The organism is Dellaglioa sp. CoH-56-MRSF-12 (assembly GCF_056782075.1).
In genome coordinates, this window is record NZ_JBXAYD010000003.1 from 17,999 (window position 1) to 44,483 (window position 26,485).

At 34.1% G+C, this 26,485-nt stretch carries 24 protein-coding genes; 6 read left to right on the forward strand and 18 right to left on the reverse strand.

Going from position 1 to position 26,485, the window contains the following annotated elements:
• Positions 1-110: 110 nt before the first annotated feature.
• The 6 genes from AC1RPY_RS03795 to cdaA all read right to left on the reverse strand — a co-directional run bounded on the left by AC1RPY_RS03795 (position 111) and on the right by cdaA (position 7,569).
• On the reverse strand, positions 111-1,175 hold the full coding sequence (locus AC1RPY_RS03795; protein ID WP_481761425.1) for an ABC transporter ATP-binding protein: 1,065 nt from the start codon (positions 1,173-1,175) through the stop codon (positions 111-113).
• Positions 1,176-1,325: 150 nt separating this feature from the next.
• Entirely contained in the window at positions 1,326-2,036 is a 711-nt protein-coding gene (locus AC1RPY_RS03800; RefSeq protein WP_481761426.1) for a glucosamine-6-phosphate deaminase, read from the reverse strand.
• 150 nt (positions 2,037-2,186) lie between these two features.
• Positions 2,187-4,004, reverse strand: coding sequence for a glutamine--fructose-6-phosphate transaminase (isomerizing) (glmS, locus tag AC1RPY_RS03805; protein ID WP_481761427.1), 1,818 nt, complete (start codon positions 4,002-4,004; stop codon positions 2,187-2,189).
• A 215-nt stretch (positions 4,005-4,219) separates the two neighbouring features.
• A complete protein-coding gene (glmM, locus tag AC1RPY_RS03810; protein ID WP_409022243.1) occupies positions 4,220-5,575 on the reverse strand; it encodes a phosphoglucosamine mutase in 1,356 nt (451 codons plus the stop codon).
• Between the two features lie 21 nt (positions 5,576-5,596).
• Positions 5,597-6,730: a CdaR family protein gene (locus tag AC1RPY_RS03815; protein ID WP_481761428.1), complete on the reverse strand. Its 1,134-nt coding sequence runs from the start codon at positions 6,728-6,730 to the stop codon at positions 5,597-5,599.
• Complete coding sequence (gene cdaA, locus AC1RPY_RS03820) at positions 6,727-7,569, reverse strand: diadenylate cyclase CdaA (RefSeq protein WP_409022241.1); 843 nt, start codon at positions 7,567-7,569, stop codon at positions 6,727-6,729. The genes AC1RPY_RS03815 and cdaA overlap by 4 nt, the downstream gene beginning before the upstream one ends.
• A gap of 156 nt (positions 7,570-7,725) precedes the next feature.
• On the opposite strand from cdaA, the gene AC1RPY_RS03825 reads away from it, so the two are divergent.
• Complete coding sequence (locus tag AC1RPY_RS03825; protein WP_481761429.1) at positions 7,726-8,382, forward strand: DUF1361 domain-containing protein; 657 nt, start codon at positions 7,726-7,728, stop codon at positions 8,380-8,382.
• 38 nt (positions 8,383-8,420) lie between these two features.
• On the opposite strand, the gene AC1RPY_RS03830 is transcribed toward AC1RPY_RS03825, so the two are convergent.
• Together AC1RPY_RS03830 and murB are read right to left on the reverse strand one after the other, a co-directional pair.
• Complete coding sequence (locus tag AC1RPY_RS03830) at positions 8,421-10,538, reverse strand: cation:proton antiporter (RefSeq protein WP_481761430.1); 2,118 nt, start codon at positions 10,536-10,538, stop codon at positions 8,421-8,423.
• A 20-nt stretch (positions 10,539-10,558) separates the two neighbouring features.
• The gene (gene murB / locus AC1RPY_RS03835) at positions 10,559-11,458 is read right to left on the reverse strand and encodes a UDP-N-acetylmuramate dehydrogenase (RefSeq protein WP_481761431.1); all 900 of its coding nucleotides are present in this window, start codon (positions 11,456-11,458) and stop codon (positions 10,559-10,561) included.
• Between the two features lie 189 nt (positions 11,459-11,647).
• Between murB and AC1RPY_RS03840 the strand changes: the two genes are divergently transcribed.
• Both AC1RPY_RS03840 and AC1RPY_RS03845 read left to right on the forward strand, forming a co-directional pair.
• Positions 11,648-12,181: a 3'-5' exonuclease gene (locus AC1RPY_RS03840; RefSeq protein WP_409022237.1), complete on the forward strand. Its 534-nt coding sequence runs from the start codon at positions 11,648-11,650 to the stop codon at positions 12,179-12,181.
• Positions 12,182-12,262: 81 nt separating this feature from the next.
• Positions 12,263-12,736 (forward strand): glutathione peroxidase, encoded by a 474-nt coding sequence (locus AC1RPY_RS03845; RefSeq protein WP_481761432.1) that lies wholly within the window; start codon positions 12,263-12,265, stop codon positions 12,734-12,736.
• A gap of 51 nt (positions 12,737-12,787) precedes the next feature.
• On the opposite strand, the gene tsaE is transcribed toward AC1RPY_RS03845, so the two are convergent.
• From tsaE to AC1RPY_RS03860, 3 genes are read right to left on the reverse strand one after another with little or no spacing between them, the layout of a single operon-like run.
• On the reverse strand, positions 12,788-13,243 hold the full coding sequence (gene tsaE, locus AC1RPY_RS03850) for a tRNA (adenosine(37)-N6)-threonylcarbamoyltransferase complex ATPase subunit type 1 TsaE (protein ID WP_481761433.1): 456 nt from the start codon (positions 13,241-13,243) through the stop codon (positions 12,788-12,790).
• Positions 13,244-13,259: 16 nt separating this feature from the next.
• Positions 13,260-14,249 carry a phosphate acetyltransferase gene (gene pta / locus AC1RPY_RS03855; protein ID WP_481761434.1) on the reverse strand — a complete coding sequence of 330 codons (990 nt, stop codon included), beginning with the start codon at positions 14,247-14,249 and terminating at the stop codon, positions 13,260-13,262.
• Positions 14,250-14,264: 15 nt separating this feature from the next.
• Positions 14,265-14,945 carry a uracil-DNA glycosylase gene (locus AC1RPY_RS03860; RefSeq protein WP_481761435.1) on the reverse strand — a complete coding sequence of 227 codons (681 nt, stop codon included), beginning with the start codon at positions 14,943-14,945 and terminating at the stop codon, positions 14,265-14,267.
• A gap of 126 nt (positions 14,946-15,071) precedes the next feature.
• Between AC1RPY_RS03860 and AC1RPY_RS03865 the strand changes: the two genes are divergently transcribed.
• Positions 15,072-15,938 (forward strand): Cof-type HAD-IIB family hydrolase, encoded by an 867-nt coding sequence (locus AC1RPY_RS03865; protein ID WP_481761436.1) that lies wholly within the window; start codon positions 15,072-15,074, stop codon positions 15,936-15,938.
• Between the two features lie 215 nt (positions 15,939-16,153).
• On the opposite strand, the gene AC1RPY_RS03870 is transcribed toward AC1RPY_RS03865, so the two are convergent.
• From AC1RPY_RS03870 to AC1RPY_RS03880, 3 genes are all read right to left on the reverse strand, one after another.
• A complete protein-coding gene (locus AC1RPY_RS03870; RefSeq protein ID WP_481761437.1) occupies positions 16,154-17,116 on the reverse strand; it encodes a zinc-binding dehydrogenase in 963 nt (320 codons plus the stop codon).
• A gap of 180 nt (positions 17,117-17,296) precedes the next feature.
• Entirely contained in the window at positions 17,297-18,034 is a 738-nt protein-coding gene (locus AC1RPY_RS03875; RefSeq protein ID WP_481761438.1) for an amino acid ABC transporter ATP-binding protein, read from the reverse strand.
• Positions 18,034-19,470 (reverse strand): amino acid ABC transporter substrate-binding protein/permease, encoded by a 1,437-nt coding sequence (locus tag AC1RPY_RS03880; RefSeq protein WP_481761439.1) that lies wholly within the window; start codon positions 19,468-19,470, stop codon positions 18,034-18,036. The genes AC1RPY_RS03875 and AC1RPY_RS03880 overlap by 1 nt, the downstream gene beginning before the upstream one ends.
• 130 nt (positions 19,471-19,600) lie before the next feature.
• On the opposite strand from AC1RPY_RS03880, the gene AC1RPY_RS03885 reads away from it, so the two are divergent.
• Entirely contained in the window at positions 19,601-20,164 is a 564-nt protein-coding gene (locus AC1RPY_RS03885) for a GNAT family N-acetyltransferase (protein ID WP_481761624.1), read from the forward strand.
• 52 nt (positions 20,165-20,216) lie between these two features.
• Here the strand turns inward: AC1RPY_RS03885 and AC1RPY_RS03890 are convergent, their stop codons facing one another.
• A complete protein-coding gene (locus AC1RPY_RS03890; protein ID WP_481761440.1) occupies positions 20,217-21,293 on the reverse strand; it encodes a 3D domain-containing protein in 1,077 nt (358 codons plus the stop codon).
• 237 nt (positions 21,294-21,530) lie between these two features.
• On the opposite strand from AC1RPY_RS03890, the gene AC1RPY_RS03895 reads away from it, so the two are divergent.
• Positions 21,531-23,162 carry an ABC-F family ATP-binding cassette domain-containing protein gene (locus AC1RPY_RS03895; protein WP_409022227.1) on the forward strand — a complete coding sequence of 544 codons (1,632 nt, stop codon included), beginning with the start codon at positions 21,531-21,533 and terminating at the stop codon, positions 23,160-23,162.
• 49 nt (positions 23,163-23,211) lie between these two features.
• Here AC1RPY_RS03895 and smpB read toward each other — a convergent pair whose 3' ends face one another.
• The 3 genes from smpB to secG form a co-directional block, all read right to left on the reverse strand.
• Positions 23,212-23,679 (reverse strand): SsrA-binding protein SmpB, encoded by a 468-nt coding sequence (smpB, locus tag AC1RPY_RS03900; protein ID WP_481761441.1) that lies wholly within the window; start codon positions 23,677-23,679, stop codon positions 23,212-23,214.
• Positions 23,680-23,696: 17 nt separating this feature from the next.
• Entirely contained in the window at positions 23,697-26,048 is a 2,352-nt protein-coding gene (rnr, locus tag AC1RPY_RS03905; protein WP_481761442.1) for a ribonuclease R, read from the reverse strand.
• Positions 26,049-26,166: 118 nt separating this feature from the next.
• The gene (gene secG / locus AC1RPY_RS03910; RefSeq protein ID WP_409022224.1) at positions 26,167-26,412 is read right to left on the reverse strand and encodes a preprotein translocase subunit SecG; all 246 of its coding nucleotides are present in this window, start codon (positions 26,410-26,412) and stop codon (positions 26,167-26,169) included.
• Between the last annotated feature and the right edge of the window lie 73 nt (positions 26,413-26,485).

The following is a 26,485-nucleotide window of genomic DNA, read 5'->3' on the forward strand; positions in this document are numbered from 1 at the left end:
ATAAAGGTAATTCATATACCTTACAAACTTAAGATAACATCAAATGTAAGCGTTGTCAATAGTTTGTATTAAAAAAGTGCTGTCGAATGATCTACGCCAACACTTTCCTATTATTTCGTATTATCTGGATGAACAATACTTGTTGGGTTCTCAATAATATGACTTATTGAATGCCCTGATATATTTACTAAACTAAAGAATACCACAGCGACTAAAATCACAGCTGTTAGCACCTTACTTGGTTTAGACATTTTTTCATTTAAAACAGAGCCATAGAAATCCTTTTTTACCTTTTCGGTAATAACTTGCTTTGAAACGCCTAAATTTGCTTCATCAGCACTTTCTTTGTCTACTTGGTTAATAAGATAGTCATCGATACTAAACGCTTTTTGAGCCTCTTTTTGTTTCTTTTGGTACGCTGTTTTTTCTTTTTTTGATAATTTTTTAAACCAATCAATATAAGCTTTATATTTAGTGACAACTTCTTTAGTAGGACCAACTTGTTTTAAATCACCATATTGGATCCATGCGACACGATCGCATAGCATTTCAATTTGTTTTAATGAATGACTAACAAAAATAATTGTTTTTCCTTGTTCTTTAAATTCGTTAATTTTATCAACACATTTTTGATAAAAAGTATCATCGCCAACTGACAATGCCTCATCAATAATCAAAATATCAGGATCAATATGCACGGCAATAGCAAAGCCTAAACGAGATTTCATCCCACTAGAATAGCTTTTAACGGGTTGATAAACAAAATCACCTAAATCAGCAAAATTAATAATTTCATCTAAAATATCATCAATTTGTTGGTTAGTTAGACCCTGCATTAAACCTTTTAATCGAATATTTTCTAATCCGGTTAGTTGGCCTCTCAATCCAGCGCCGATAGCAATAATAGAAGTTTCTCCGCGAACATCTACAATACCGGTTGTTTGTGGAATAATCCCCGAAATAATATTGGATAACGTTGATTTACCTGAGCCGTTAACGCCAATTAAACCAAGTGTTTCTCCACTCATAACATCCATCGAGATTCCTTTAAGAGACCAAAAATGAGGTACCGTCGTACTTTTAAAAGAAAAGAATGATTTGATATGTTCAGATTTTGTTTTAAATAAGTCATATTCTTTTGTGACATTTTTTACTCTAATTTTATAATCGACCATTTTTTCAACTTCCTAAAAACGTATTTTCTTACAATTGTCATCATGTTACTAGACTTACTATCAGCCGTCAAGCAAGCACAAAACACAAATAGAACCAATCCATTTATTTTAACGCTTTAAATGAATTAGTTCTACATATGGATGATAATTTTATTTATTTTTTAATAAACTTGCAGCTGCTTCATCAACAATGACAACTACATCATCATGATTTTGTAAGAAACTTGCAGGTAGGTCTTCTGTTATAGGGCCTTCAATCATTCCCTTAATAGCTTCTGCCTTACTTTCACCAAAAGCTTCAAGTAAAATCTTGTGCGACTTCATGATTGATCCAATACCCATTGAATAAGCATATTCAGGAACATCATTTTCGTTATCAAAGAAACGTGCATTTGATTTGATCGTTGACTCCGTTAAATGAACTTTATGTGTCAAGCTATCTTCAGCTGTTCCAGGTTCATTGAATCCAATATGACCATTTTTACCAATACCCAAAATTTGTAAATCAATTGGATTATCTTCAATAATTTTGTCATAACGTTTTGTTTCTTTTTCTGAATCACTTTCAAGACCATTAGGTAAGTAAGATGTCTTAAATGGTTTTTTACTAAATAAATTTTCATTCATAAAGTAACGGTAACTTTGTGAATCTTTTTCACCTAAACCAACATATTCATCTAAGTTAACTGATGTTGAATCCGTAAAATCTAAGTCACTGGCTGTAATTGCGGCATAGGTTGTTAATGGTGTGCTTCCTGTAGCAAGTCCAAAGACTTTAGCATTTGCTTCTTTAGCAGCTTTAAAAATTTCGTAGCCTTTTTGGCCACCCTCGTTTTGGTCTTTAACAATAATTAATTTCATTTGATTGTCCTCTTTTCAATTATTTATTCCTCTAATTGGTATAGTCCAATAATACAATATCATTTTAAAAAAAGCAATAGGTCTATACCAAATAATAAACAAAAAAATGATACTACCCTTAAACAGGTAATATCATTTCTTCAATCTATCTTATTCGACAGTAACACTCTTAGCTAAATTACGAGGTTTATCAACATCATAGCCACGGTTTAGGCTTGTATAGTAAGCCAATAATTGTGCAGGCACAATACTTACTAACGGTGTTAATAAGTCAGAAACATCTGGTAATACAATTTGATCACCCTCGTTTGCTAATGTCTCTGTTGAGATGATAATTGTATTTGCTCCACGAGCCAAGACTTCTTGAACATTGCCTCGTGTATGACTTGCAGTCGGTTTATCAGTAATAATAGCTACAACTGGTGTGCCTTCTTCAATCAAGGCAATAGTTCCATGTTTTAATTCACCAGATGCAAAACCTTCCGTTTGAACATAAGAGACTTCTTTTAATTTAAGTGCAGCTTCAATTGAAACATCGTAATCAATACCACGACCAATATAGAAAGCGTTACGCGTTTCACTTAAGAATTCTTTCGCTAAGTCATTAATTGAGTCTTTATCATCAACCATAGCTTGCATAGCATTTGCAACCATTGTTAATTCATGATAAACATCAAAATTAAGAGCTTTTGTTTGTTTTGTAACTGTTCCTAACGCTTTTGCTAAAAGTGCTTCAACGGCAATTTGAGCTGTATATGCCTTAGTTGAGGCAACTGCTATTTCAGGACCAGCATGTAATAATAACGTATATGTTGCCTCACGAGAAAGTGTAGAATTTGCTGAATTTGTAATTGTTAAACTTGGGTACATCATTTCGTTAACTTTTACAAGAACCTGACGGCTATCAGCTGTTTCACCACTTTGTGATAAGAAAATAAAGAATGGTTTTTCTGAAAGTAATGGCATATGATAACCAAATTCTGAAGCAACATGTACTTCTGTTGGTACATTAGCTAAACCTTCAAATAATTCTTTTCCAACTAATCCGGCATGGTAACTTGTCCCTGCAGCAACAATATAGATGCGATCAGCAGCTTTCATTGCGTTTAAAATACTATCATCAATTTTAACAGTTTCTTCATTTTCAACATACTCACTCAATAAACGTCGCATAACAGCTGGTTGTTCATCGATTTCTTTTAGCATGTAGAATGGATATGCGCCTTTTTCTGAATCGCTATCATCCATTTCAACATGATATGAATCACGTGATACGGCTTCACCAGCTTTATTTTCAATTTCAATAGAGTCAGGTTTAACAATAACCATTTCACCATCCATGAGTTCAATGAAGTCATGTGTTTCTTTCAACATTGCCATGGCATCACTGCAGACAACATTAAAGCCATCCCCAACACCAATTAATAAAGGACTCTTATTCTTAGCCACAAACAATGTTTCTGGTTCTTCACGATCCATCATCAAGAAAGCATATGAAGAACCTTCAAGTAATGATAAAACTTTTTTGAATGCTTGTTTAGCAGTTAAATTTTCTTTATTTGCAAAATATCCAATTAATTGAACAACAACCTCAGTATCTGTTTCACTAACAAAATTTACGTCTTTTAAATATTGTTCTTTTAACTCAGAAAAATTAGTGATAACGCCATTATGTACAAGGTAAAAGCGGCCATCTTCAGAAACATGAGGATGGGCATTAAATTTACTTGGTACGCCATGTGTTGCCCAACGCGTATGTCCAATTCCAGCAGTTCCATGAACCTTATCATCAATGGCCGACTTCAAATTCGAAATACGTCCAGCCTCTTTAACAAGGTAATCTTCACCCGTTTTGTTATCAACAAAAATACCGGCTGAATCATAACCACGGTATTCTAATTTTTCCAAACCATTAATTAAAATTTCAACAGTATTCGTTTTTCCTGTTACGCCAACAATTCCACACATAGTTTATGTCATCCTTTTTTTAAATGTATTTTTTATTATTATTTTAAAATTGGTATAGATGTTTAAAAAACAAGTAACCCTTATCAATATCTATTAATATACCTTTCTGATATTTTTTTGTCAAGAATTAATATATTGGTCTATATTTTAAATCAACTTTAAAATAAAAAAAGAGTCATTTGAATTTTCATTCAAATGACTCTTTCGCTTAATTTCTAAACGCCCATTTCAGTTTGAACTGTTTGCACAATTCGATCAACATAAGCTTTAACTTCTTTTTCTGTTGGTGCTTCGGCCATAACACGTAATAAATTTTCAGTTCCACTAGGTCTCACAAGAACTCGGCCATCGCCGGCCATTTCTGCTTCAACTTCTGCAATACTATCTTTAATTTTTTGATTATCTAATGCAGCTTGCTTATCTGTCACTCTAACATTCACAAGTTCTTGTGGATAAGTCTGAACAGCTGCAGCTAATTCAGATAACTTCTTGCCTGTTTTCTTCATAACATTTAGCAATTGAATAGCAGTTAGCATCCCATCACCAGTTGTATTGTAATCTAAGAATACAATATGTCCAGATTGTTCGCCACCAATGTTGTAACCGTCAGCACGCATTTTTTCAACAACATAACGATCACCAACTTGTGTTTTAACTGATGTTAAATCAGCTGCTTCAAGTGCTTTGTATAGTCCAATATTACTCATAACAGTTGTCACAACTGTTTCTTTTTTCAAGCGACCACGTTCATTCATGTATAATCCACAAATGTACATAATTTTATCGCCATCAATAATATTACCTAATTCATCAACAGCAATACATCTATCACCATCGCCATCAAAAGCAATCCCGGCTTCAAGCTTATTTTCAACTACAAATTTAGCTAATCCTTCTGGATGTGTTGAACCAACGCCATCATTAATATTTAATCCATCAGGCGAAGTTGCCATTGTTTCAAATTCAGCATTTAAATCAGCAAACAAACGTGAAACAAGTCCACTTGTTGCGCCATTAGCTGAATCAATTCCAACATGAATTCCTTCTAAATCATCAGGAATTGTTTGTTCCAAAAATTGTGTATATTTCAGTACACCTTCTGGATAATCTGCTAATACTCCAAGGCCTTCACCTTCTGGTCTTGGCAAATCATCAGAATCTTTTTCTAATAAAACTTCAATTTCTTCTTCTTGTTCATCAGATAGTTTATAACCATCCGCACCAAAAAATTTAATGCCGTTATCTTGAACGGGATTATGTGAAGCTGAAATCATAATTCCAGCAACTGCATTTTGGGCACGTACAAGGTACGCTACACCAGGTGTTGAAATAACGCCTAATGAGAGTACTTCAATCCCAACTGATAATAACCCTGAAATCAAAGCTTGTTCAAGCATTTGACCAGAGATTCGTGTATCACGCGCAACAAGCACTTGTGGTCTATCGTTATTTTCAAGTTGTGCATGCTCTGATAGAACATACCCACCTAAACGTCCCAATCTAAATGCTAACTCAGGACTTAGTTCTTTATTTGCAATTCCTCTAACACCATCTGTACCAAAATATTTCATTATTTTCTCCTCACTAATTAATTAATTTAATGCGTTCGTTGATTCACTTGAACTACTTGAACTATCAGAACTTGTCGATGAAGACGAAGTAGCACTTTCACTACTTTCTGAACTGGTTTCAGAGCTCGTCGATGTCTGATCAGTTGTTGTTTCACTACTTTCAGTTTTTGATGCTGCGGTTCCACCAGAAGCACTAATTTTTACTTTAACAGATTCTGGATTTGATGAAATTAAATTATTCTTATCCAAATCGATACTAATTGTTTTCGTAACGGAATCACTAATCTTATTAATTGGTACCACAACATCAAGTTTACTTAATTTGCTTAAGGTTGATTCTGTACCCGTTACCGTTACTTGTTTTGTATCACTTGAAAACTTATACGTCTTCCCAGATACGCCAGTTCCACTTGAAACAAAATTCAAAGGTAATTTTTTAGTGGTTTTAGTACTCTCAACCGGTATTGTAACACCGACTGTTGATGGGGTCATGACGACATTTAAAGTTTTACCATTTACATCTAAGGCCTCAAGTAAGACTTCTTGTGAAATTGTTGACTTGATCTGATTGCTGCTGACATTTACTTGTGCAACCACTTCTGAAATAGCATTCACATCGCCTTCCGCACCGGATGCAGAAATCGTATTATTATCTAAAACAGGCGTCCCACTCTTATACCCTTGCGCTAAACGACGTTCATTAAATTTCACCTGAATAGGGAATGTCGTTGTCTTACGTTTTTGTATATTAACAGAAATTGTAGCGGGACTAATTTTATAACTAATTTCTTTGTTTAATCCTTCTGCTTGTAACTTAACAACATGTTTTCCAGGATTTAAACCCTTTAAATCAGCAAACACTCTAAAGTTTTGTGTATTCACAGTTGTTGTAATTAAAGCGCCAGGACCGTCCAATGTTAATTTTACATTTTTAGGATATCCAGTAATAAAGTATTTATCACTATCGGCCGTAATTTGTAGGCCAGCCTCAATCGTTTTTGATTCATTTGCAACTAGACTCGTTGTTTTTGAATCGGAAAAATTATTTGTATTTGCTAACTGATCATAATTAACATAAACAAATAATAAAATTGCTAAAATTAAAGAGGTTCCAATAAAAAATGAGCGACTATTAAAAAATTTATTTAGATTCATTTTTTATCCCCCTTACGCCCGAAATGTTCAAAAAATTCCCAGAAAGGGTTGTTCTTTTTAGGTTCATCATCTTTAATTAATTCAGTATTCAATAATTTAAGGTAATCTTCTTGTGATAAATCACGAATAAGTTCGTTATTTCGCGTAATTGTCACTGAACCTGTTTCTTCTGACACAACAATCGTAATTGCGTCGGTTACTTCACTGATACCTACTGCAGCACGATGCCGAGTTCCTAATTCTTTTGGAATTAAGTTACTTTCAGATAATGGTAAGTAAGCCGCCGCAACAGCTATTTTATTATCTTTAATAATTACCGCGCCATCATGCAATGGTGTATTGGGAATGAAAATATTGATTAATAATGCACCCGTAATTTCAGCATCTAATGCAATTCCGGTTTCAATATAATCTTCCAATCCAGTGTTCATTTGGATAGTAATTAATGCCCCAATTCGACGTTTTGACATATATTGAATAGCTGAGTCTAGTCCAGCAATCATATGTTCTTCGTCTTTGTTTTTCTGTTTACCTCTTGAAAAAAATGATCCACGACCAAGATGTTCCAATCCACGTCTTATTTCCGGTTGGAAAATAACAACCATGGCGATAACACCCCAATTGATAACTTGATCCATAATCCAAGATACAGTTTGTAGCCCAACGACCACACTAATTAGCTTAATCACAACAATAATTATGATTCCTCTAAAAAGTTGAACCGCTTTTGTTCCTCGTAAAAGTACCATGAGTTCATAAACAACAAACCAGACAACGATAATATCTAGTATATTGACCATATGCCCCCACGTTACAAGACCACCCCAGTTAATGGACATCACTCGGCCTCCTCTATTTTATTAACCGTTTTATTATACCACGTTGTTAGATTTGTTTCCTCATCCCGCCATATTTTCTATTATCTACCGGATTATTAATTTGATTTCATCTCATTTTTTGCTACACTGAAGTTACTATAGAAAAGGATGACCATTATGATAAATACAAATGTAAAGCACGGTATCAGATTATTTTTTATATGTTACTTAATTATTATTTACTTATTCGTTTACAACCAACAATCACCTTTTAATTTTTTACTCTTAAATACATTTTTAGGTTATCTGCCAATTGAATTAGCTTTTCACATCAAAGATAAATTATCAAATACTTATTTTTGGCTGTTAACAGCAGCTTGGCTATTCTTTTATCCGAACGCGCCTTACCTATTAACTGATATTTTTCATTTAAGCTTACTGCATCCCTATGACATAATGACAGGATTAATTAAATTAGATATTCATATGTGGCTAAACTATACTTATTTGTTGGTAAGTACCTTATCATGTACGTTACTTGCACTCGTTGGATTTTCTCAAATTGCCGACCAAATTAAAGAACGACTACACTTAACACCTTATTATTTTCGTTATGTCGTTATATTTGGCCTAACTATTTTGTCATCTGTCGGTGTCTATATTGGTCGTTTTTTAAGATTACACACTGTTTACCTACTAACATCACCAAAATTAACATTAAAATTGATTGCCGATATGTGGACAATTAAAATGTTAGCTTTTGTCGTTTTACTAACAATAGTCCAACTAGTTATTATCATTTGCTTAGAAGTCTATAGAAAAACAATAAAATAGGTGTAACTCGCATATAAATTGCGAGTTACACCTATTTTTTAGTCCTCTTCAGAAAGCATAATAACATTTTCAGAATAATTAATATATTCACGTAAACTTGACGCTAATGACCATGTAATATAGCCTCGTTCCATCAATTCCTGCATCGCAGAACGTTCAGCCGCAATAGCCTTTAATCTAAGTTGGTAACTTTGTTCCTCAGATTCGGCTTGATTAATATTTTTGGTCCGTTTTAATGTTTCGATACGATTACGATAATAAACAATCAAATGATACATAGCTTGCTGCTTAAATTGTTGATTGCCATCATCAGATTTTTTAACATACGTTGATAGTGCTTTAATAGCTGCTTTTGCTAAAGCTTTTTCTATATTTCGTCGTTCATAAACCATTTTTAATTCTTTTTCAGAATAGAGTGTCCGTCTCACAACCTTACCTAATTGAACAAAGGCATGATTAATATTTCTAACCGTTACAAATGAGATTTTCCGATTATTAATTTGACCTAATTTCGCTTTTTGTTTCATAATTTTCTTACTAATAATTGAATAGTTTTTATTACTAATAGCCTGCTTTAATCTCATTTTATCTAACGCTTCGAGTTCTCCATCTAAAGCAATTCGCCTAATGTCTGCTTCTTCCTCAACAATTTGGCGTAATCGTTCATCATCCTGATCAGAAAACTCAAGTCGACGAATCATAAATTGATATTCTAAAATTAATTCATAGGCAACTTTTTGATTAGATTCTCGTCGTTCAGATTCCAAGCGACTAATAGCAACTCGCATAATATAAATACGAGCTTGCTTTTCATTGAACTGCGTATCTCCGCTATCACTAGTTATGATAGCATCCTCATCTTCAACTAAAGTAGCATCAGGAACCTCATTACTGGTTTTCATTATTCCTTTTTCTTTAGTTAAAAGAGGTAATATCAAAATTGCGGCTACTAAACTTAAAATAATCACGCCACCAGCAATAAATAACATTAATGAACGCTCTGGAAAAGCAGCACCTGTTTTTATTATCGTTGGGACTGTTAACACACCAGCCATTGTAATTGCACCACGAACACCTGAAAATCCTGATATTAACGCAATACGCCAACTTGGCTTTGCCTTATTTTTTGATTTATTTTTCTTAGAAATTAATAACATATTAATATACGTCCAAACAACACGAATCACGACTAAAAAGAGCCAGACGACAAAAACATCAATAATAGCCGAAAGAGTACTACTATTGTTATCTTCTAATGTCTTTGACATCGCAATTGGTAATTCAATTCCAAGAATAATAAACACAAATCCATTCAGGAGATAAACCACAATTTCCCAGGTTTTTTCAGTTACTAACTTAATTTCAGGTAAGTACGTCGCGAAAGTATTCTTACGCATACTAGAGATAACGCCAGCGACAACTACCGAAATAACACCTGATGCATGCAAAAATTCTTCCGTAAAAAGAAAAATGATGAAAGGTGTTAAAATTTGTAATATCGTATTAAAAACAACATCATTAATCCCTTGCCTCATTAAAAAATCTCGTATTGTTGAAATCAGCAACATTAACACTGCTCCCGAGATAAAACCAACAATCGCAATATACGTAAAATCACCAAGCGCCTGTCCAAATGAAAAATAGCCAGTAACCGCAGCAGCAATCGCGTATTTAAAGGCAATTAATCCACTTGCGTCATTAATTAAACTTTCACCACTAACCAAATTTAAAATATTACTTGGTAATTTTGCTTTTTCAGCAATCGATTGCACAGCAACTGGATCCGTTGGTGACAAAATAGCTGCCAGTGCGAATCCAACTGCTAATGGCATTTTTGGAATCAAAAGATGAATGAAAAATCCAACTACCACAGTTGTTAAGAAAACCAATAATATGGCATTCGCAAAAATGGAACCTCTTAATTTCCACAATTCACGTTTTGGAAATTTTCGACCATCATTAAATAATAGTGGCGCAATAAAGAGTAATAAGAACCAATCTGTTTCTAACTCAATTGAGACTTTAAAAATTAAGGCAACGACAAAGCCTAATGCTATCTGGATCAATCCAACGGGTATTGAAACCAGATAATGACTGATAACATTTGATAGTAAAACAAGTGCAGCTAAAACAATAACCGATTCAAGTAGCGGCATTTACCATCTTCCTTTCTACTTTAGTCTTCTCCGATAATTCTAACTTCCGTTTCTAATCTAACCTTAAATTTTTCCCACACAACGTTTTGAACATGCTTAATAACATCCATATAATCTGTTGCAGTAGCGCCGTCTACATTAACAATAAACCCGGCATGTTTCTTTGATACTTGTGCGCCACCAATTTGGTAGCCTTGTAACCCAGCTTCGTGAACTAGTACACCAGTATAGTGTCCATCAGGTCGCTTAAAAACACTTCCACATGATGGGTACTCTAAAGGTTGTTTAGATGCACGTAAAAAGTTAAACTCATCCATTTTTTCACGGATATCATATTTATTACCTTCTTTTAATACAAAGGTTGCTTCTAATATGATGTCATTATCATCTTGAATTTGACTATGACGATAGTCAAAGTTCATTTCTTCGTTAACTAGTGTTTTCACATAACCAGTACGTGTAATAACACTAACTTCACTCAATACCTGGCTGATATCACCATCATATGCACCAGCATTCATAAATACGGCACCACCAACACTCCCAGGAATCCCAGCAGCAAATTCAAAATTAGTCAAGCCAGCTTGGTAAGCTTCTTCTGTTGTCTCAATAAGTGAGGCACCAGCTTGCGCTATAATTTTCGTCCCAGATACAGCAATTTTATCCATATCCGTTAAAATGATTACAAGTCCACGAATACCGCCATCTTTCACAACTAGATTACTCGAATTTCCTAAAACAGTTAAAGGAATACCATTTTCATTGGCTGTATTCACCAAAATTTTAACATCTGACACTGCATCAGGAAAAGCTAAAAGATCAGCCATCCCTCCCGTTTCAGTATTTGTATATTTAGCAAGTGGTTCATTTTTTAAAATTTTAATAGATGGAAATAGTTCTACAAAAGTGTCAATTATCATTATTTATTCGATTCCTTTCAACATTTAGCAATTCCTTCTAGTTTAACACGTTCAATGTTTATTTTTCTATTTTAACGCACAAACAAGCGACTTTTAATTGTATAACCTAACTGTTATACTTTATTAACATTATTAGACCGAGTATTTTAATAACCTTATCAGTCATATCGAATTAAAAAGGAGTTAATTATGAATTTTGTTACAATGGATTTTGAAACTGCTAATAATCAGCGTCATAGCGCCTGTTCAATTGCTTTAACAGTTGTTCGAAATAATCAAATCGTTGATGAATTTTATTCACTTATTAAACCGGAAACACCTTTTAATTGGCGTAATGTTCAAATTCATGGTATTCACGAAGAAGACGTTGAATTTGCACCAAAGTTTCCAGAACTATGGTCACATATTTCGCCACTTTTCCAGAACAATAGTTTAATCGTGGCACATAATGCCCCCTTTGATAACAGTATTTTGCATAATACATTGGGTTATTATGGATTAGAGACACCCCAATTTTTATTGTTAGATACGGTTAGAACAAGTCGTAAATTATTCCCAGAATTTCCAAATCATAAATTAAATACGGTTTGTGATGAATTGGGAATCACGTTAACAAATCATCACAATGCCTTAGATGATTCCGTTGCTTGTGCCAATATCTTACTCTATCAAGAACACGAATTTGGACAAGAAATTTTAAAACCATTTGTGAAGCCAGCATAATCAAATTTAAGCACATTAATAGGGCTACTGTTTAAACTGTTATATGATGACCGTAATCAAACCAAATTGGGGGAAATTACAATGTCAATTTATGATTATCAGGTTACACTAGAAAATGGTGAAACTTATTCATTAGAAAAGTACAAGGATCACCCTTTATTAATTGTTAATACAGCCACTAAATGTGGTTTTGCGCCACAATTTAAACAATTAGAAGAATTATATGAGGATTATCAAGACCAAGGATTAGTGGTACTTGGGTTTCCATCGAATCAATTCCATCAAGAAGTCGATAATGATGCGCAAGCAGCAGCTACCTGTCGTATGACATATGGCGTTAGTTTTCCAATGCATACCATTCAAAATGTAAATGGAGAAGATGCGTTACCACTATTTAAATACCTGACTGATGAAACGCAAGGCGTGTTGGGTAGCTCAATTAAATGGAACTTCACTAAATTTTTAGTTAATCGTGATGGACAAGTTGTTAAACGTTATGCACCTAAGACTAATCCTTTAAAGATGAAACCAGAAATCGAAAAATTGGTTAAATAAAAACAAGTTAGCTGATACCCCCATTTAGAGGCTATCAGCTAACTTGTTTTTTTAGTTGAAATGGGCCAACATATTATCATATTGTAATCCATTACTTTCTAATTCGATAGTACGTAAATTATCATCATGATCATCTTTCAATAATGTAATTTTTAACCAATCATTTGGTAATTCATCCTGAATAAATTCAGACCATTCAACAACACTCACACCATCAGAATTAAAATATTCATCTAACCCTAAATCTGCGCCGCCCATCCCTTCAAGTCGGTAAACATCCATATGAAATAACGGCAAACGGCCCTCACGATATTCTCTCACAATTGGAAATGTTGGACTTTTAACGTTCCGCTTGATCCCTAACCCAACGGCTAAGCCTTTAGCAAAAGTTGTCTTTCCTGCGCCTAAATCACCATCCAATAACAAAATCATATTAGGTTCAACAAGCTGTCCAATTTTTTCGGCAATTTCTTGTGTTTCTTCTACAGAACTGACTTCAATATTCATTAATTATTTCACCATTTCATTCTAAACTTTGCGCAGCTGTAATAATACCAACCTTGTAAATTTCTTCTACGTTAGCACCACGAGATAAATCTGAAACCGGTTGGTTTAATCCTTGTAGGATAGGTCCGATAGCTTCAAATCCACCTAAACGTTGTGCAATTTTGTAGCCAATATTTCCAGATTGTAATTCAGGGAAAATGAAAACATTTGCTTGTCCTGCAACCTTTGATCCAGGTGCTTTTTGTTCACCAACACTCGGTACAAAAGCAGCATCAAATTGTAATTCGCCGTCAATCGCTTCATTTGGTGCTAGTTTTTGTGCAATTTCAGTTGCTTCTGCTACCTTTGATACCTCTGGTGCTTTAGCTGAACCTTTAGTTGAAAAACTAAGCATTGCTACTTTGGGATCAATATCAAAGAGACGAGCCGTCTGAATGCTTGCAATTGCCATTTCTGCTAATTCTTGAGCAGTTGGATTAATACTGATCGCAGCATCAGAAAATAAATACTTTTCTGTATCATTATTTCTGGTCATAATAAAGGCACCACTTGTCCGACTCACGCCTGGTTTCGTTTTAATAATTTGTAATGCAGGTCGAACGGTATCTCCAGTAGCGTGAACAGCTCCAGAAACCATCCCTTCAGCTAATCCCATGTAAACGAGCATTGTACCGAAATAATTAACATCGCGTAACATTTCTTCAGCTTGTTCAGGTGTATTTTTACCCTTACGTCGTTCAACAAAGGCCGTTTTCATCTCATTAAAATCTGTTTCAGAATATTGTTTAGGATCAAGTAATTCTACACCGATACCATCAAGAGTTAAATCGAGCTTTGTGGCTAACTCTTTCATTTTTGCAACATCCCCCAATAAAATAGGTTCTGCCAAATTATCTTCTGCTAATTTAACGGCTGCTCTTAGAATACGTTCTTCTTCCCCTTCAGGAAAAACTATTTTAATTTTTTTACTTTCAATTTTGCTTTTCAAACTTTCAAATAATGACATATCATTTCCTCCTAATTAAGTGTTACTGGGTAATTGCCAGTTAATCGGTGGCAATCCCTGACTTATTAAATTTTGATTTATTTGTGAAAATGGTTTCGATCCAAAAAAACCGCGGTAAGCAGATAACGGACTTGGATGAGGTGATGTTATCACAATATTGTGATCTGTATCAATTAATTTAATCTTATCTTGGGCTGTCTTCCCCCATAAAACAAAAATAATTGTCTGTGAAGATTCGGATAATCGTTCAATCACACCATCTGTTAATAATTCCCATCCATGATTACGATGAGAATTAGCGGCGCCATCTCTTACAGTTAAGACTGAATTTAACATCAAAACACCTTGCTCCGCCCAACTCTTCAAATAGCCATGATTAGCTGGTGGAATTCCTAAATCTGTTTCCAATTCTTTATACATATTCCGTAAAGAAGGTGGAATTTTTTCTCCTGGTAAAACAGAAAAACTCAACCCATGAGCTTGATGCTTTTCATGATAAGGATCCTGTCCCAATAAACAAACTCTAACGTCAGAAAATGGGGTCAGTTCAAAGCTTTCAAAAATGCGATTTTTTTCCGGATAAATCGTCTCATTTTGATATTCATTATCAATAAACGTTTCTAAATCAGCATATTTAGATTTTGCAAGCTCTTCGGTCAAAATGGGTTGCCAATCATTATCGACATTAATATTCATTGTCTAACACCTCACAGATTAAGTTTACCATATTAGTGAATACAAAAATAAATGATTTGATTAAAATATCGAGCGGTTTCATGTTAAAATGAAACCAGTAAATAAGATTAGAGGAGTGTTGAATTTATGATAAAAATTATTGCATCAGATATGGATGGTACTTTACTAAATGATCAAATGGTGATTTCAGAAAAAAACGCCGATGCGATTAAACAAGCACAAGCATTAGGAGTCCACTTTATCGTTTCTACTGGCCGTGGCTATACTGAAGTTAAACCTTTAATTACAGCAGCCGGGTTCAATAGTCCAATGATTACATTTAACGGCGCAGAAGTTTTAGATGGAAATGGTAAAACACTTAGTACAACACCTATTTCAAAAAAAGTCGTTCAAACTTTAGTTCAAACATTCAAAAAAGAAAATTTTTACTTTGAAATGACAACCTCAAACGGTGTTTATTCTGATAATCGTGCAAACCGTATTCAAAATGTAGCGCGTCTAATCTCTGATACAAATCCAGATACACCATTTAAAATGGCTGTTTCATTAGCTGCAGCTCGTCTTGAATTAATGAATATCAATTACGTTGATGATTACCAAACAGTCATCGATGATTCAAAAATTGATATTTTTAAATTAATTGTTTTCAGTATGGATGGTCAAGAAGAATTACTCCCTTTAAAAGCAAAAATTGAAGAAGAAGACTCACTTGTTGTTACCTCTTCTGCACCTACTAACCTTGAAATTAACAACGTAAATGCCCAAAAAGGGATTGCACTCCAAGCTTTCGCTAAAGAACTTAATATCCCAATGTCAGATGTCATGGCAATTGGAGATAACTTAAATGATGTTTCTATGTTAAAAGTTGCAGGCGTCAGTTACGCCATGGAAAATGGCCACGACGAGGTAAAACGTATTGCCAATCATTCAGCAAAAACAAATTCTGAAGATGGTGTTGGCTTAGCTATTCTTGAACAGTTAGCTGAAAAATAAATCGATTGAGACTAAAAAGTGTAATTAATTAGAAAAAATAAGTCTATAAAAACTGTTGTTGATAGTAGTTTAAAAACTATTACCAATAACAGTTTTTTTACAACGAAAAAAACAAAAGCCATAAGACTTTTGTTACGTAATCAATCAGCCCTGTTACTCTCCAACTATCAATTATGAAACCCATAATACGTCGCTAACCAATTTGGTACTTATCTTTATTCAGTTGTTAGTAACACGATTACTTTCCCAAAACTATCCTGATTTTGTAAGTAAGCATGCGCTAAAGGAACTTCACTTAGTTTGAAGTTTTTTTCTGGTTTCACATCAACATCATATTTTGAAATGTAGTCCAACAGATCATTCAATTTATCCTGACTGACATTGTCAGAGTAAAAACTAGTGAGGTAACTATTTTTCTCGATATCTATAATCGGATCAAATTCTTCTAAAAACCATTTACCTCCTAATTGTCCCGTACTACATAAAATGCCTCCTTCGTTTAAATGTTGAAAACTATCTTTTATAGTGGCAGGGCCAATTAATTCTAAAATTTTGTCATACTTCTTTTCAGTCTCTAATACACCAGTCTTATCTATTATTACATCATTAAAACCAGCGGACAATAATTGCTCATTTTTTGCTTGGCTCCGACTAGTACCATCAATTACAATATCAGGATATCTGGCCTTCAACAATTTAAGAAATGAAATACCTACTCCACTTGTGGCGCCTCTAACTAAAATTTTATCTTTTTTTGTAATTTTTAAGTTTTTCATTGAACCAAATGCTGTATAGTACGTTTCAGGAATAGTCGCAAGTTCTTTCCAAGATATATTTGTTGTTATTGGATATATTTGGTTATTTGGTAATGCTACATATTCAGCATAGCTGCCATCAAATGCGCGTCCCATTTCTCCCATAATGGAAATAACTTTTTTCCCTATAGGTAATCTTTCAGGATCGCTCGTTTCTTCAACAACACCCACACATTCAATGCCTAAAACCCTAGGAAACAAAACAGTTGGCGATTTTCCCTCTCTCGTAAAAATCTCCGATCTATTGATACCAAACCCTTTTATTTTAATTAAGGACCAGTTAGCTTTTATTTTAGGTAAATTTACCTCTTGGTAAATAAGCTTATCTGTTCCTCCTGCTTCATTAACAACAATTGCTTTCATAATTTTACTTTTCTCCTTTGCTAAAAAGCTTTTTTCAATTCAAATCATCGTAAACATCCTAATTTTTAGTAACTATACATAAAAAATCCTAACCACCACGCGAAGTGATTAGGACCTTTTACAATGCTTGCCCCACCAAAAATTAATGAAAGGCCGAAAGATTTAATTAGTTTGCACTTTTTATGCATTTAAAACTTTGTTTAAGAAATCTTTTGTTCTATCATTTTGCGGATTACTAAATATTTCATCTGGTGTACTACTTTCTAAAATGTAACCATCAGCCATAAAGACCACACGATCAGCCACTTCTTTAGCAAAACCCATTTCATGTGTGACAACAACCATTGTCATACCATCCCTCGCAAGTTGTTTCATAACATCTAAAACATCCCCAACCATTTCTGGATCAAGTGCAGACGTTGGTTCATCAAATAACATAATATCTGGTTTCATTGCAAGTGCGCGTGCGATTGCGACACGTTGTTTTTGACCACCAGATAACGAAGCAGGTGCAGCATCTGCTTTATCACTCAAACCAACTTGGGATAAAAGACGTTTTGCTTCCTTAGTTGCTTCTTCTTTTGTTTCTTTTTTTAATTCAACAGGCGCTAAAATAATATTTTCAAGAACGGTTAAATGTGGAAACAAATTAAAATGTTGAAATACCATGCCAATATTTTGACGAACAACATTTAAATCAGTTTTTGGATCACTTATATCATGCCCCTCAATAATAATTGAACCGGAAGTTAAATCTTCTAATTTATTTAAACAACGTAAAAAGGTACTTTTCCCAGAACCGGAAGGTCCAATCATGCAGACAACTTCTTTTTCTGCAACTGAAATATCTAACCCCTTCAAAACTTCATTTGAACCATAGTTTTTTTTCAAATTTTTAACTTGAATTTTAGCTGCCATTATTTAATCTTCCTTTCGACTAAATTAGATAACCACGTTAATAACGTTATGATAACGAGATAAATCACCGCGATAATCAACCACATCTTGAATCCTTCAAGGTTTCTTGCGATTATAATCTTACCTGTTTGCGTTAATTCTAAAATACCGATAACAGATAAAATTGACGTATCTTTCAACGTAATAATAAATTGATTAATAAATGATGGAATCATAATCTTAATTCCTTGTGGCATAATGACTTTCATCATTGCTTTTCCATAAGGTAATCCTAGACTACGAGCAGCTTCCATTTGGCCATTATCAACAGCCTTAATCCCACCTTTAACAAAGGCCGCTGTATACGCACCTTCATTTAACGTTAAGGTTATAATACCTGCCACAAATGCTGGAATCTTGCTCCCGGTTAAATTAGGAATACCAATGTAGATAAAGAAGGCCAATACAATTAGCGGTAGGCCACGGAAAATGTAAATTAATGTACTTGAAAGCCCATTAAGCCATTTATTTGGCGCAACACCCATCATACCTAAAATAATCCCTAAAACTGTTGCACAAACAATAGCCACAATTGTTAATAACATTGTTTGTTTAAATCCTTCTAATAATGAGCCACTATTTGTTTTCAATAAACCTAAAATTGTTCGAGAATTTTTAGAGTTAGCATTTTTTGCGTTCGTTCCAGTGTACTTATCAACAATCTTTTTATATTCACCGTTAGCTTTAAGTTTCTTTAGCCCGGCATTAAATTTTGTTATTAATTCTTTATTTTGCCCTTTTTTAACGGCGAATCCATATTCACCTTTTTCATATGTTTTACCAACTACTTTCATTTCAATACCATTCTTAACACCATATGCTAAAACTGGTTTATCATCAAAAGTCGCATCGGAATTTCCTGTCACAACATCGTCATACATGTTACTTGAATCATCAAAAGTTGTTGTTGTAATATTATATTGTTTTTTAATTGAGTTTACGAATTCTCCGGCAGCTGTACCAACTTTAATCGCTACCTTTTTCCCTCTTAAATCATCCAAAGATTTAATTGAACTGTTTTTACCAACAGCCATAGCTACCCCAGCTTCATAATAACTATCTGAGAAATCAAATTTAACACGACGTTCTGGAGTTATCATCATACCAGCCATAACCCCATCAATTTGGTTAGCATCTAATGCTTGAACCGCTGCATTAAACCCTAAGGCTTTAATATCAACTTTAAATCCTTCCTCTTTAGCAATGGCTCGCATTATATCCATATCAATACCAACATATGATTTACCATCTTCTGCTTGATATTCAAATGGTGCATAAGTTACATCAGTCCCGATTGTATACGTCTTTTCTGCTGCATTTACTTGATTACTATGTAAAAATAATAAAAATACACATGCGACCATGATTGACATGATCATTGACTGCCATTTTTTCATAATATCCTCCCCAAAACATTTTGATGTAACATAATATAACATATCTACACTTAGCAAGCAATTTAGTTGTTTTGACAATTATTTAAGTACCCTATACACTAGAGATATTCAGGAAAGGATGGTTTATATGATTATTAGAAGAGCAACAAAAAAAGATGCACACGAGGTCGTTCCTTTAGTGAATATTATTTTAGAAGATATGGAAATTCCTATTCTTCAAGAAATTCCATTACCCGACCTATTCAAAGTGCTAGAGCTTGCATTTGAAACAGAAGACTACCGTTACAGCTACGGTCGTGTTCAAATTGCCGATATTGATGGTAAGGTTGCTGGGATAGCATTTGGTTATCCGGATGAAGATGAAGACCATCTTGATCTTGCTATGAATCAATTTTTCCCACAAATTGGTTTACCTGAAACAACTGAACTCTTTCCAGACTCAGAAGTTTATCCAAATGAATGGTACCTTGATACCCTTGCTGTTTCACCAGATTTCCAAGGACAAGGCATCGGCACAAAACTTCTAGAGTCTCTTCCCGAGATTGCCCGTGCAGCTGGAAAAACAAAGATTGGCTTAAACGTCGACTTTGCAAATCCTAAAGCAGAAAAGTTATACACAAAAATGGGCTTTAAAACTGTTGGTAACATGATTATTAGTGGTCATGACTATCATCATATGCAAAAAGATATTTAAATAAATAAAAAGGTCTGCTAAAAATAAATTTAGCAGACCTTTTTTCATATCTTTATTCTAAAACTTTTACAGTAACTGTCTTTTTACCCCATGTGTAACATCTTGCATTTGAGATAAAATGCACATCAATTCGGTTTCCTTTAATTGCTGAACCTGTATCGCCAGCAATCGCAACACCATAACCAGATACCCAGACAACAGTTCCTAGCGGAATAACTGAAGGATCCACAGCAATTTGTTGTGGATTAGTTAACAAACTTAACCCATATGATCCATGAGTTCCCATCCCTGGTGCATTTGTTGAATAAGCCGTTGCGACCATTTGTAACGTTTTCTTAGTTGATTTGCCAGAAGTATCGTTGCTTGCTTTTTGGTCAGTACTTCCTTTTTTATCTGATGAATCATCACTTTCAGCCTTTTTAGCTGCTTCTTTTTTAGCAGCTGCTGCTGCCTTAGCATCAGCTTTAGCCTTTGCTTCTCTTGCTTTTTTTGATAACTCAGCATCTTTAGCCTTTGTTACTTTGGCTAAATCTTTCTTTGCGTCACCTAAAGTATCTTTTAACGCTGCTAATTGTTTATTCATTTCTTTTGTTTCTTGTTTTGTTTCAGATTGTTTTAATTTCAATGATTTTTGTTCAGATTCCAAATGCGCTTTAGCATCTTCCATGGTTTTGATATTAGACGCAACATCTTTCATCGTTTTGTTATCAGCAGATTGTAAAACAGAAACTGCGTAAACACGGCTAATAAAATCACCAGCATTCTTTGCTTCAAGAATAGCCGTTACCATTTTACTACTTGAATCATTAACTTGTAGACTTCTTAATCTATCTTTAGCATTTTCAATACGTGTATCTAATTGTTTTTGTTCATTACCAATTGATTTATCTTGTGAACCAATTTTCTTTTCTTTATCAGAAATTTCTTGATTTAATTTATCAATTTTTGCATACTCATCATTAATACTCGTTAATGACTTTGAAATTTTTGAATTAGCAGTTGTTACTTTCTCTTGTGCAGCTGATTCTTGTTTTTTTAAATCACTGATAGATGTTGCACTAACAGAAACCGAACCACCTAATAAGCAAAGTATAACTGCCGTAAAACCAATAATATTTCTAATTTTCAAAATAATACTCCTTTTTGTAAATAACTTTATTACCCATTTCTAGAGTATATCGAACCGACAAGTCAGACATGTGTCAGGCATATTACAAAACATCACTCATATTACAACTCTATGACTAACGTACCCTCATTTTCAGAAATAATCATTTTATTTGAGTTCATTTTCAAAACCGTTTCATTTTGAGCCTGAAATATGCTATGATATGTAGATTATACAAACGAATAGTGAGGGTATTAAATGATAACTGTAAGTAATGTAAGTTTAAGTTTTTCAGACCGTAAGTTATACGATGACGTTAATTTAAAATTCACGCCTGGTAATTGTTACGGACTAATCGGTGCTAATGGCGCTGGTAAATCAACATTTTTAAAGATTTTATCTGGTGAAATAACACCAAGTACAGGTAAAATTTCATTAGATCCAAATGAACGTATGACAATGCTACAACAAAATCATTATGGCTTCGAAGAATATACTGTTCTTGAAACAGTCATTATGGGTTACAAAGAACTCTATGCTGTTATGGAAGCAAAAGATGCTATTTATGCAAAAGCTGATTTTTCTGATGAAGATGGTATCAAAGTTGCTGAACTAGAATCTGACTTTGCTGAAATGAATGGTTGGGAAGCTGAATCAGAAGCTTCAACTCTTTTACAAGGCTTAGGCTTCGCTGAAGATATGCAAAATAAAAAGATGAGCGAACTAACAGAAAGTCAAAAAGTTAAGATTTTGCTTGCACAAGCACTTTTTGGTAATCCTGATGTTCTCTTACTTGATGAACCTACTAATGGGTTAGACATCAAATCAATTAACTGGTTAGAAGATTTCTTAATTAACTTCTCAAATACCGTTATTGTTGTTTCTCATGATAGACATTTCTTAAATAATGTCTGCACCCACATGTGTGATGTTGATTTTGGTAAAATCAAATTATTCGTTGGTAATTACGACTTCTGGATGGAATCAAGTGCCTTAGCTTCAAAACTTGCAAATGATTCTAACGATAAAAAAGAAGCTAAAATCAAAGAATTACAAGATTTCGTTGCACGATTCAGTGCTAACGCTTCTAAATCTAAACAAGCAACTTCTCGTAAGAAAATGCTTGAAAAAATCACACTTGATGATATTCAACCTTCATCACGTCGCTACCCATTCATTAACTTTGAAATCGACCGTGAAATTGGTAATGATTTATTATCAGTTAGTGGCGTTTCAAAAACAATTGATGGCGTAAAAGTTTTAGATAATATCTCATTTAGTTTAGGCAAAGATGATAAAACAGCCTTTACAAGTGAAACTGATATTGCTGTTACAACATTAATTAGAATTCTTTCTGGTGAATTAGAACCAGATACAGGTACAGTTCAATGGGGTGTAACAACATCACAAGCTTACCTTGCTAAAGATAATAACGACCAATTCGCTGATGAACATTTAACAATTATCGATTGGTTACGTCAATTTGCTTCTAAAGCAGAAAGTGATAACACTTTCTTGCGTGGATTCTTAGGTCGTATGTTATTTTCTGGTGAAGAAGTCGATAAAGAAGTTGGCGTCTTATCCGGTGGAGAAAAAGTTCGTTGTATGTTATCAAAAATGATGTTAACAAGAAACAACGTTCTTTTACTTGATGATCCTACTAACCATTTAGATTTGGAATCAATTACTTCATTGAATGAAGGTCTTTCAAATTATAAGAGTGCTCTATTATTCGGCTCTCATGATCGTGAGTTCATTCAAACAATCGCTAACCGTATCATCGAAGTAACACCAAACGGTCTTGTTGATCGAGCAGATACTACTTATGATGAATTCTTAGAAAATAAAGATGTTCAAGATCAAATTGCTGGTCTTTACAAACAAGCTTAATAACTAAAAAGGAAGCAACCAATTTCAAAATTGGTTGCTTCCTTTTTTATTAGTAATTTTTAAGTACGCGTTGAATTTGGCGTTCCTGATCTCGACGTTTAATTGTTTCACGTTTATCGTAATCATTCTTCCCTTTTGCAACACCGATTAGTACTTTTGCAAAGCCGTTTTTAATGTACACTTTCAAAGGGACAATTGTAACACCCTTATTTTTAGTTGCTTCATCAAATTGAGCTATTTGTTTTCTATGCAATAATAATTTACGATTTCGAAGTGGATCATGATTGAATTGATTTCCTTGATCATACGTTGAAATATGAACATTCATCAGCCAAGCTTCACCATTTCTAATTTGCGCAAATCCATCTTTTAGATTAATACGACTATTTCGAACGGATTTAATCTCAGTACCTGTTAAAACGACACCAGCCTCAACCGTATCTTCAATGTTATAACTGTGTCTTGCTTTTTTATTCTGGGCTAAGGGTTTATCAAAAGATGACTTTTCTTTTCGCAATCTTAATCCCCCCGATATTATTTTTGACGTGTATTATTTTTTCTTGGTGCTGTGTTTTTATTAGCTGATTTGTAGAATGGTTTCTTTCCATTACTATTTCCAGCAGCTGGTTTACCATTACGGTTATAAGGTTTCTTGTCTCCTGGACGACCATTACCTGGACGTTTGAAGTTTCCACCTTTACCTCGTAAATCAGAAGTTGGTGTGTTTTGTGGATTAACAATTTCAAAATCAATCGCACTTTGCTCAATATCAACTTTAGCAACTTTTACTTCGATTGGTTGACCAATTCTGAAAGTTCTCTTGGTTCTCTTACCTACTAATGCCATATGCATATCTAAATATTCATAATAGTCATCCTTCATATTACTAATATGAACAAGACCTTCAACAGTATTTGGTAATGAAACGAAGACACCAAACTTCATAACTGAGCTAACAACACCTTCAAAGGTTTCACCAACATGATCAGCCATGTATTCAGCTTTTTTCATTGCGTCAGTATCACGTTCGGCATCAATTGCGCGACGTTCCATTTGTGATGTATGTGTTGTAAGTTCAGGTAATTGTTCAGCATATTTTTCTTTTTGAGTGTCCCCAATACCATTTTCTTCGTAGAAACGAATTAAACGATGAACCATCAAATCAGGGTAACGTCTAATTGGTGACGTAAAATGCGTATAATCAGTAGCAGCTAAACCAAAGTGACCTAATGATTCATCAGTATATTTAGCTTGTTGCATACTTCTAAGTAACATAACAGAAACCATTGATTCTTCAGGTTTACCAGCTACTTCTTTTAAAACACCTTGTAACATTTTAGGTGTTACATTCTTACTATCACCTTTAACAACGATACCAAAACTGGTTAAAGTTTCGAAGAAACGCATTACTTTTTCATTCTTAGGTGTTTCATGCACACGGTAAACAAAAGGTACTTTTAATTTATCGTAATGAGCTGCAACAGTTTCATTTGCAGCTAACATAAATGATTCAACTAAACGTTCACTTGTTCCACGAGTTCTAATTTGAATATCAATTGGGTGACCCGCTTCATCAACGATAATCTTAGATTCATTATCATCAAAACTAATTGCACCACGTTTTTTACGCATTTTTTCAAGAATTTTGTGTAATTCGCCCATTGTTTCAAACATTGGGACCAATTCTTCATATTTAGCTTTCGTCTTTGCATCATCTGATTCAAGAATCTTGTTAATGGCTTTGTAAGTCATACGTTCTGTCGTTTTAATCACACTTTGGAAGATTTTGTGGTTAACAACATAACCTTCTGGTGTAATTTCCATTTCACAACTCATAGCAAGGCGTTCAACTTTTGGATTCAATGAACAAATACCATTTGATAATTTGTGAGGCAACATTGGAATAACACGGTCAGTTAAATAAACACTCGTTCCACGTTCGTATGCTTCACGATCAAGTGGTGTGCCTGGTTGGACATAATGCGAAACATCAGCAATATGCACACCTAAATGGTAGTTCCCGTTATCAAGTTTCCAGGCAGTAACAGCATCATCTAAATCCTTAGAATCAATACTATCAATTGTTACCAATGTTTGGTCCGTTAAATCAACACGGCCAATTTTTTCTTCTGGTAGCACAACTTCTGGAGTTGCTTCAGCTTGAGCCATAACATCTTCAGGAAATTCACTAGGAATATCATGTTGATAAACAACTTGTAAAATATCCATACCTGGATCGTCTTTGTTACCCACAACTTCTTTAACCAATGTTTCAATAACTAATGGTTTTTCACTTGTTGGGTAAGCAGTAATATCAGCTGTAATAACTTCTCCGGCAACTGGATGTAAACCAACCCCTGTTACCAATAAGTTATAACGTTGTAATTTCTTGTTTTTAACAACTAAATGGCCAATTATTCCTGAATTTTCAAGGTCAGATGGTTCAACTTCAAATTCACCAACAATTGATGTTACATTATGTTCAACAATTTTATTAACTTTACCTTCAGGACCACGGTCATCCCCAGGTTTAGCAGCACTTGTAATCTCAATCTCAACACTATCACCATTTAAGGCAGACATTGTTTGTGTTGGATTAACGAAAACATCAGGTTGTTCTGGATCAATCGTAACGAATCCAAATCCACGATCATTTGCATGAAAAATACCCACTAATTGTGGTGTTTGAAGTGCAATTTGAAATTTGCCTTCTGATGTAATTTTCACTTCACGTTTACGTTCCATTTCAGCAAGTGTTTTAACAAGTTCTTTGAACGCATCCTGGCCTTCTAATTTAAGGGCAGCTGTTAATTCTTCAACACTGAAAGATTCATTTTCTTTAATTTTTAGTTCTTTTAATATAAGTTCTTGCATCTTTTTATCCATGTATACCTCGTTTTCATATTCGTATTTGCGTTACATTTATTTATTATTAATTTTATTTTATTTCTAAATAAAAGCCTCCTGCTGCAACAATTGTTTGCACAGGAGGCTTTCTTTATTATTATTTTGAGGCCAAATAGACAAGTCCTAGAGCTAGACAGAAAAATAAAACGCCCAAGACAAAGGTTACTTTTTGCATAAATGCTTCGAATCCACGTGGTTTTTGTTTGCTAAATAAATCGTCAGCACCACCACCGCCACCAGATAAAGCACCTGAAGCGTTATTTGTTTTTGCAGGTTGCATCATAACAGCGATAATCATTAAGACTGAAACGATGATAATTAAAATTGTTAGTATGTTAGTCAAATCATTTACCTCCTTAACCCAATTACGTAATCTATATCTATACTAATTTAGCACAGTTTGCATTAATTTTCCA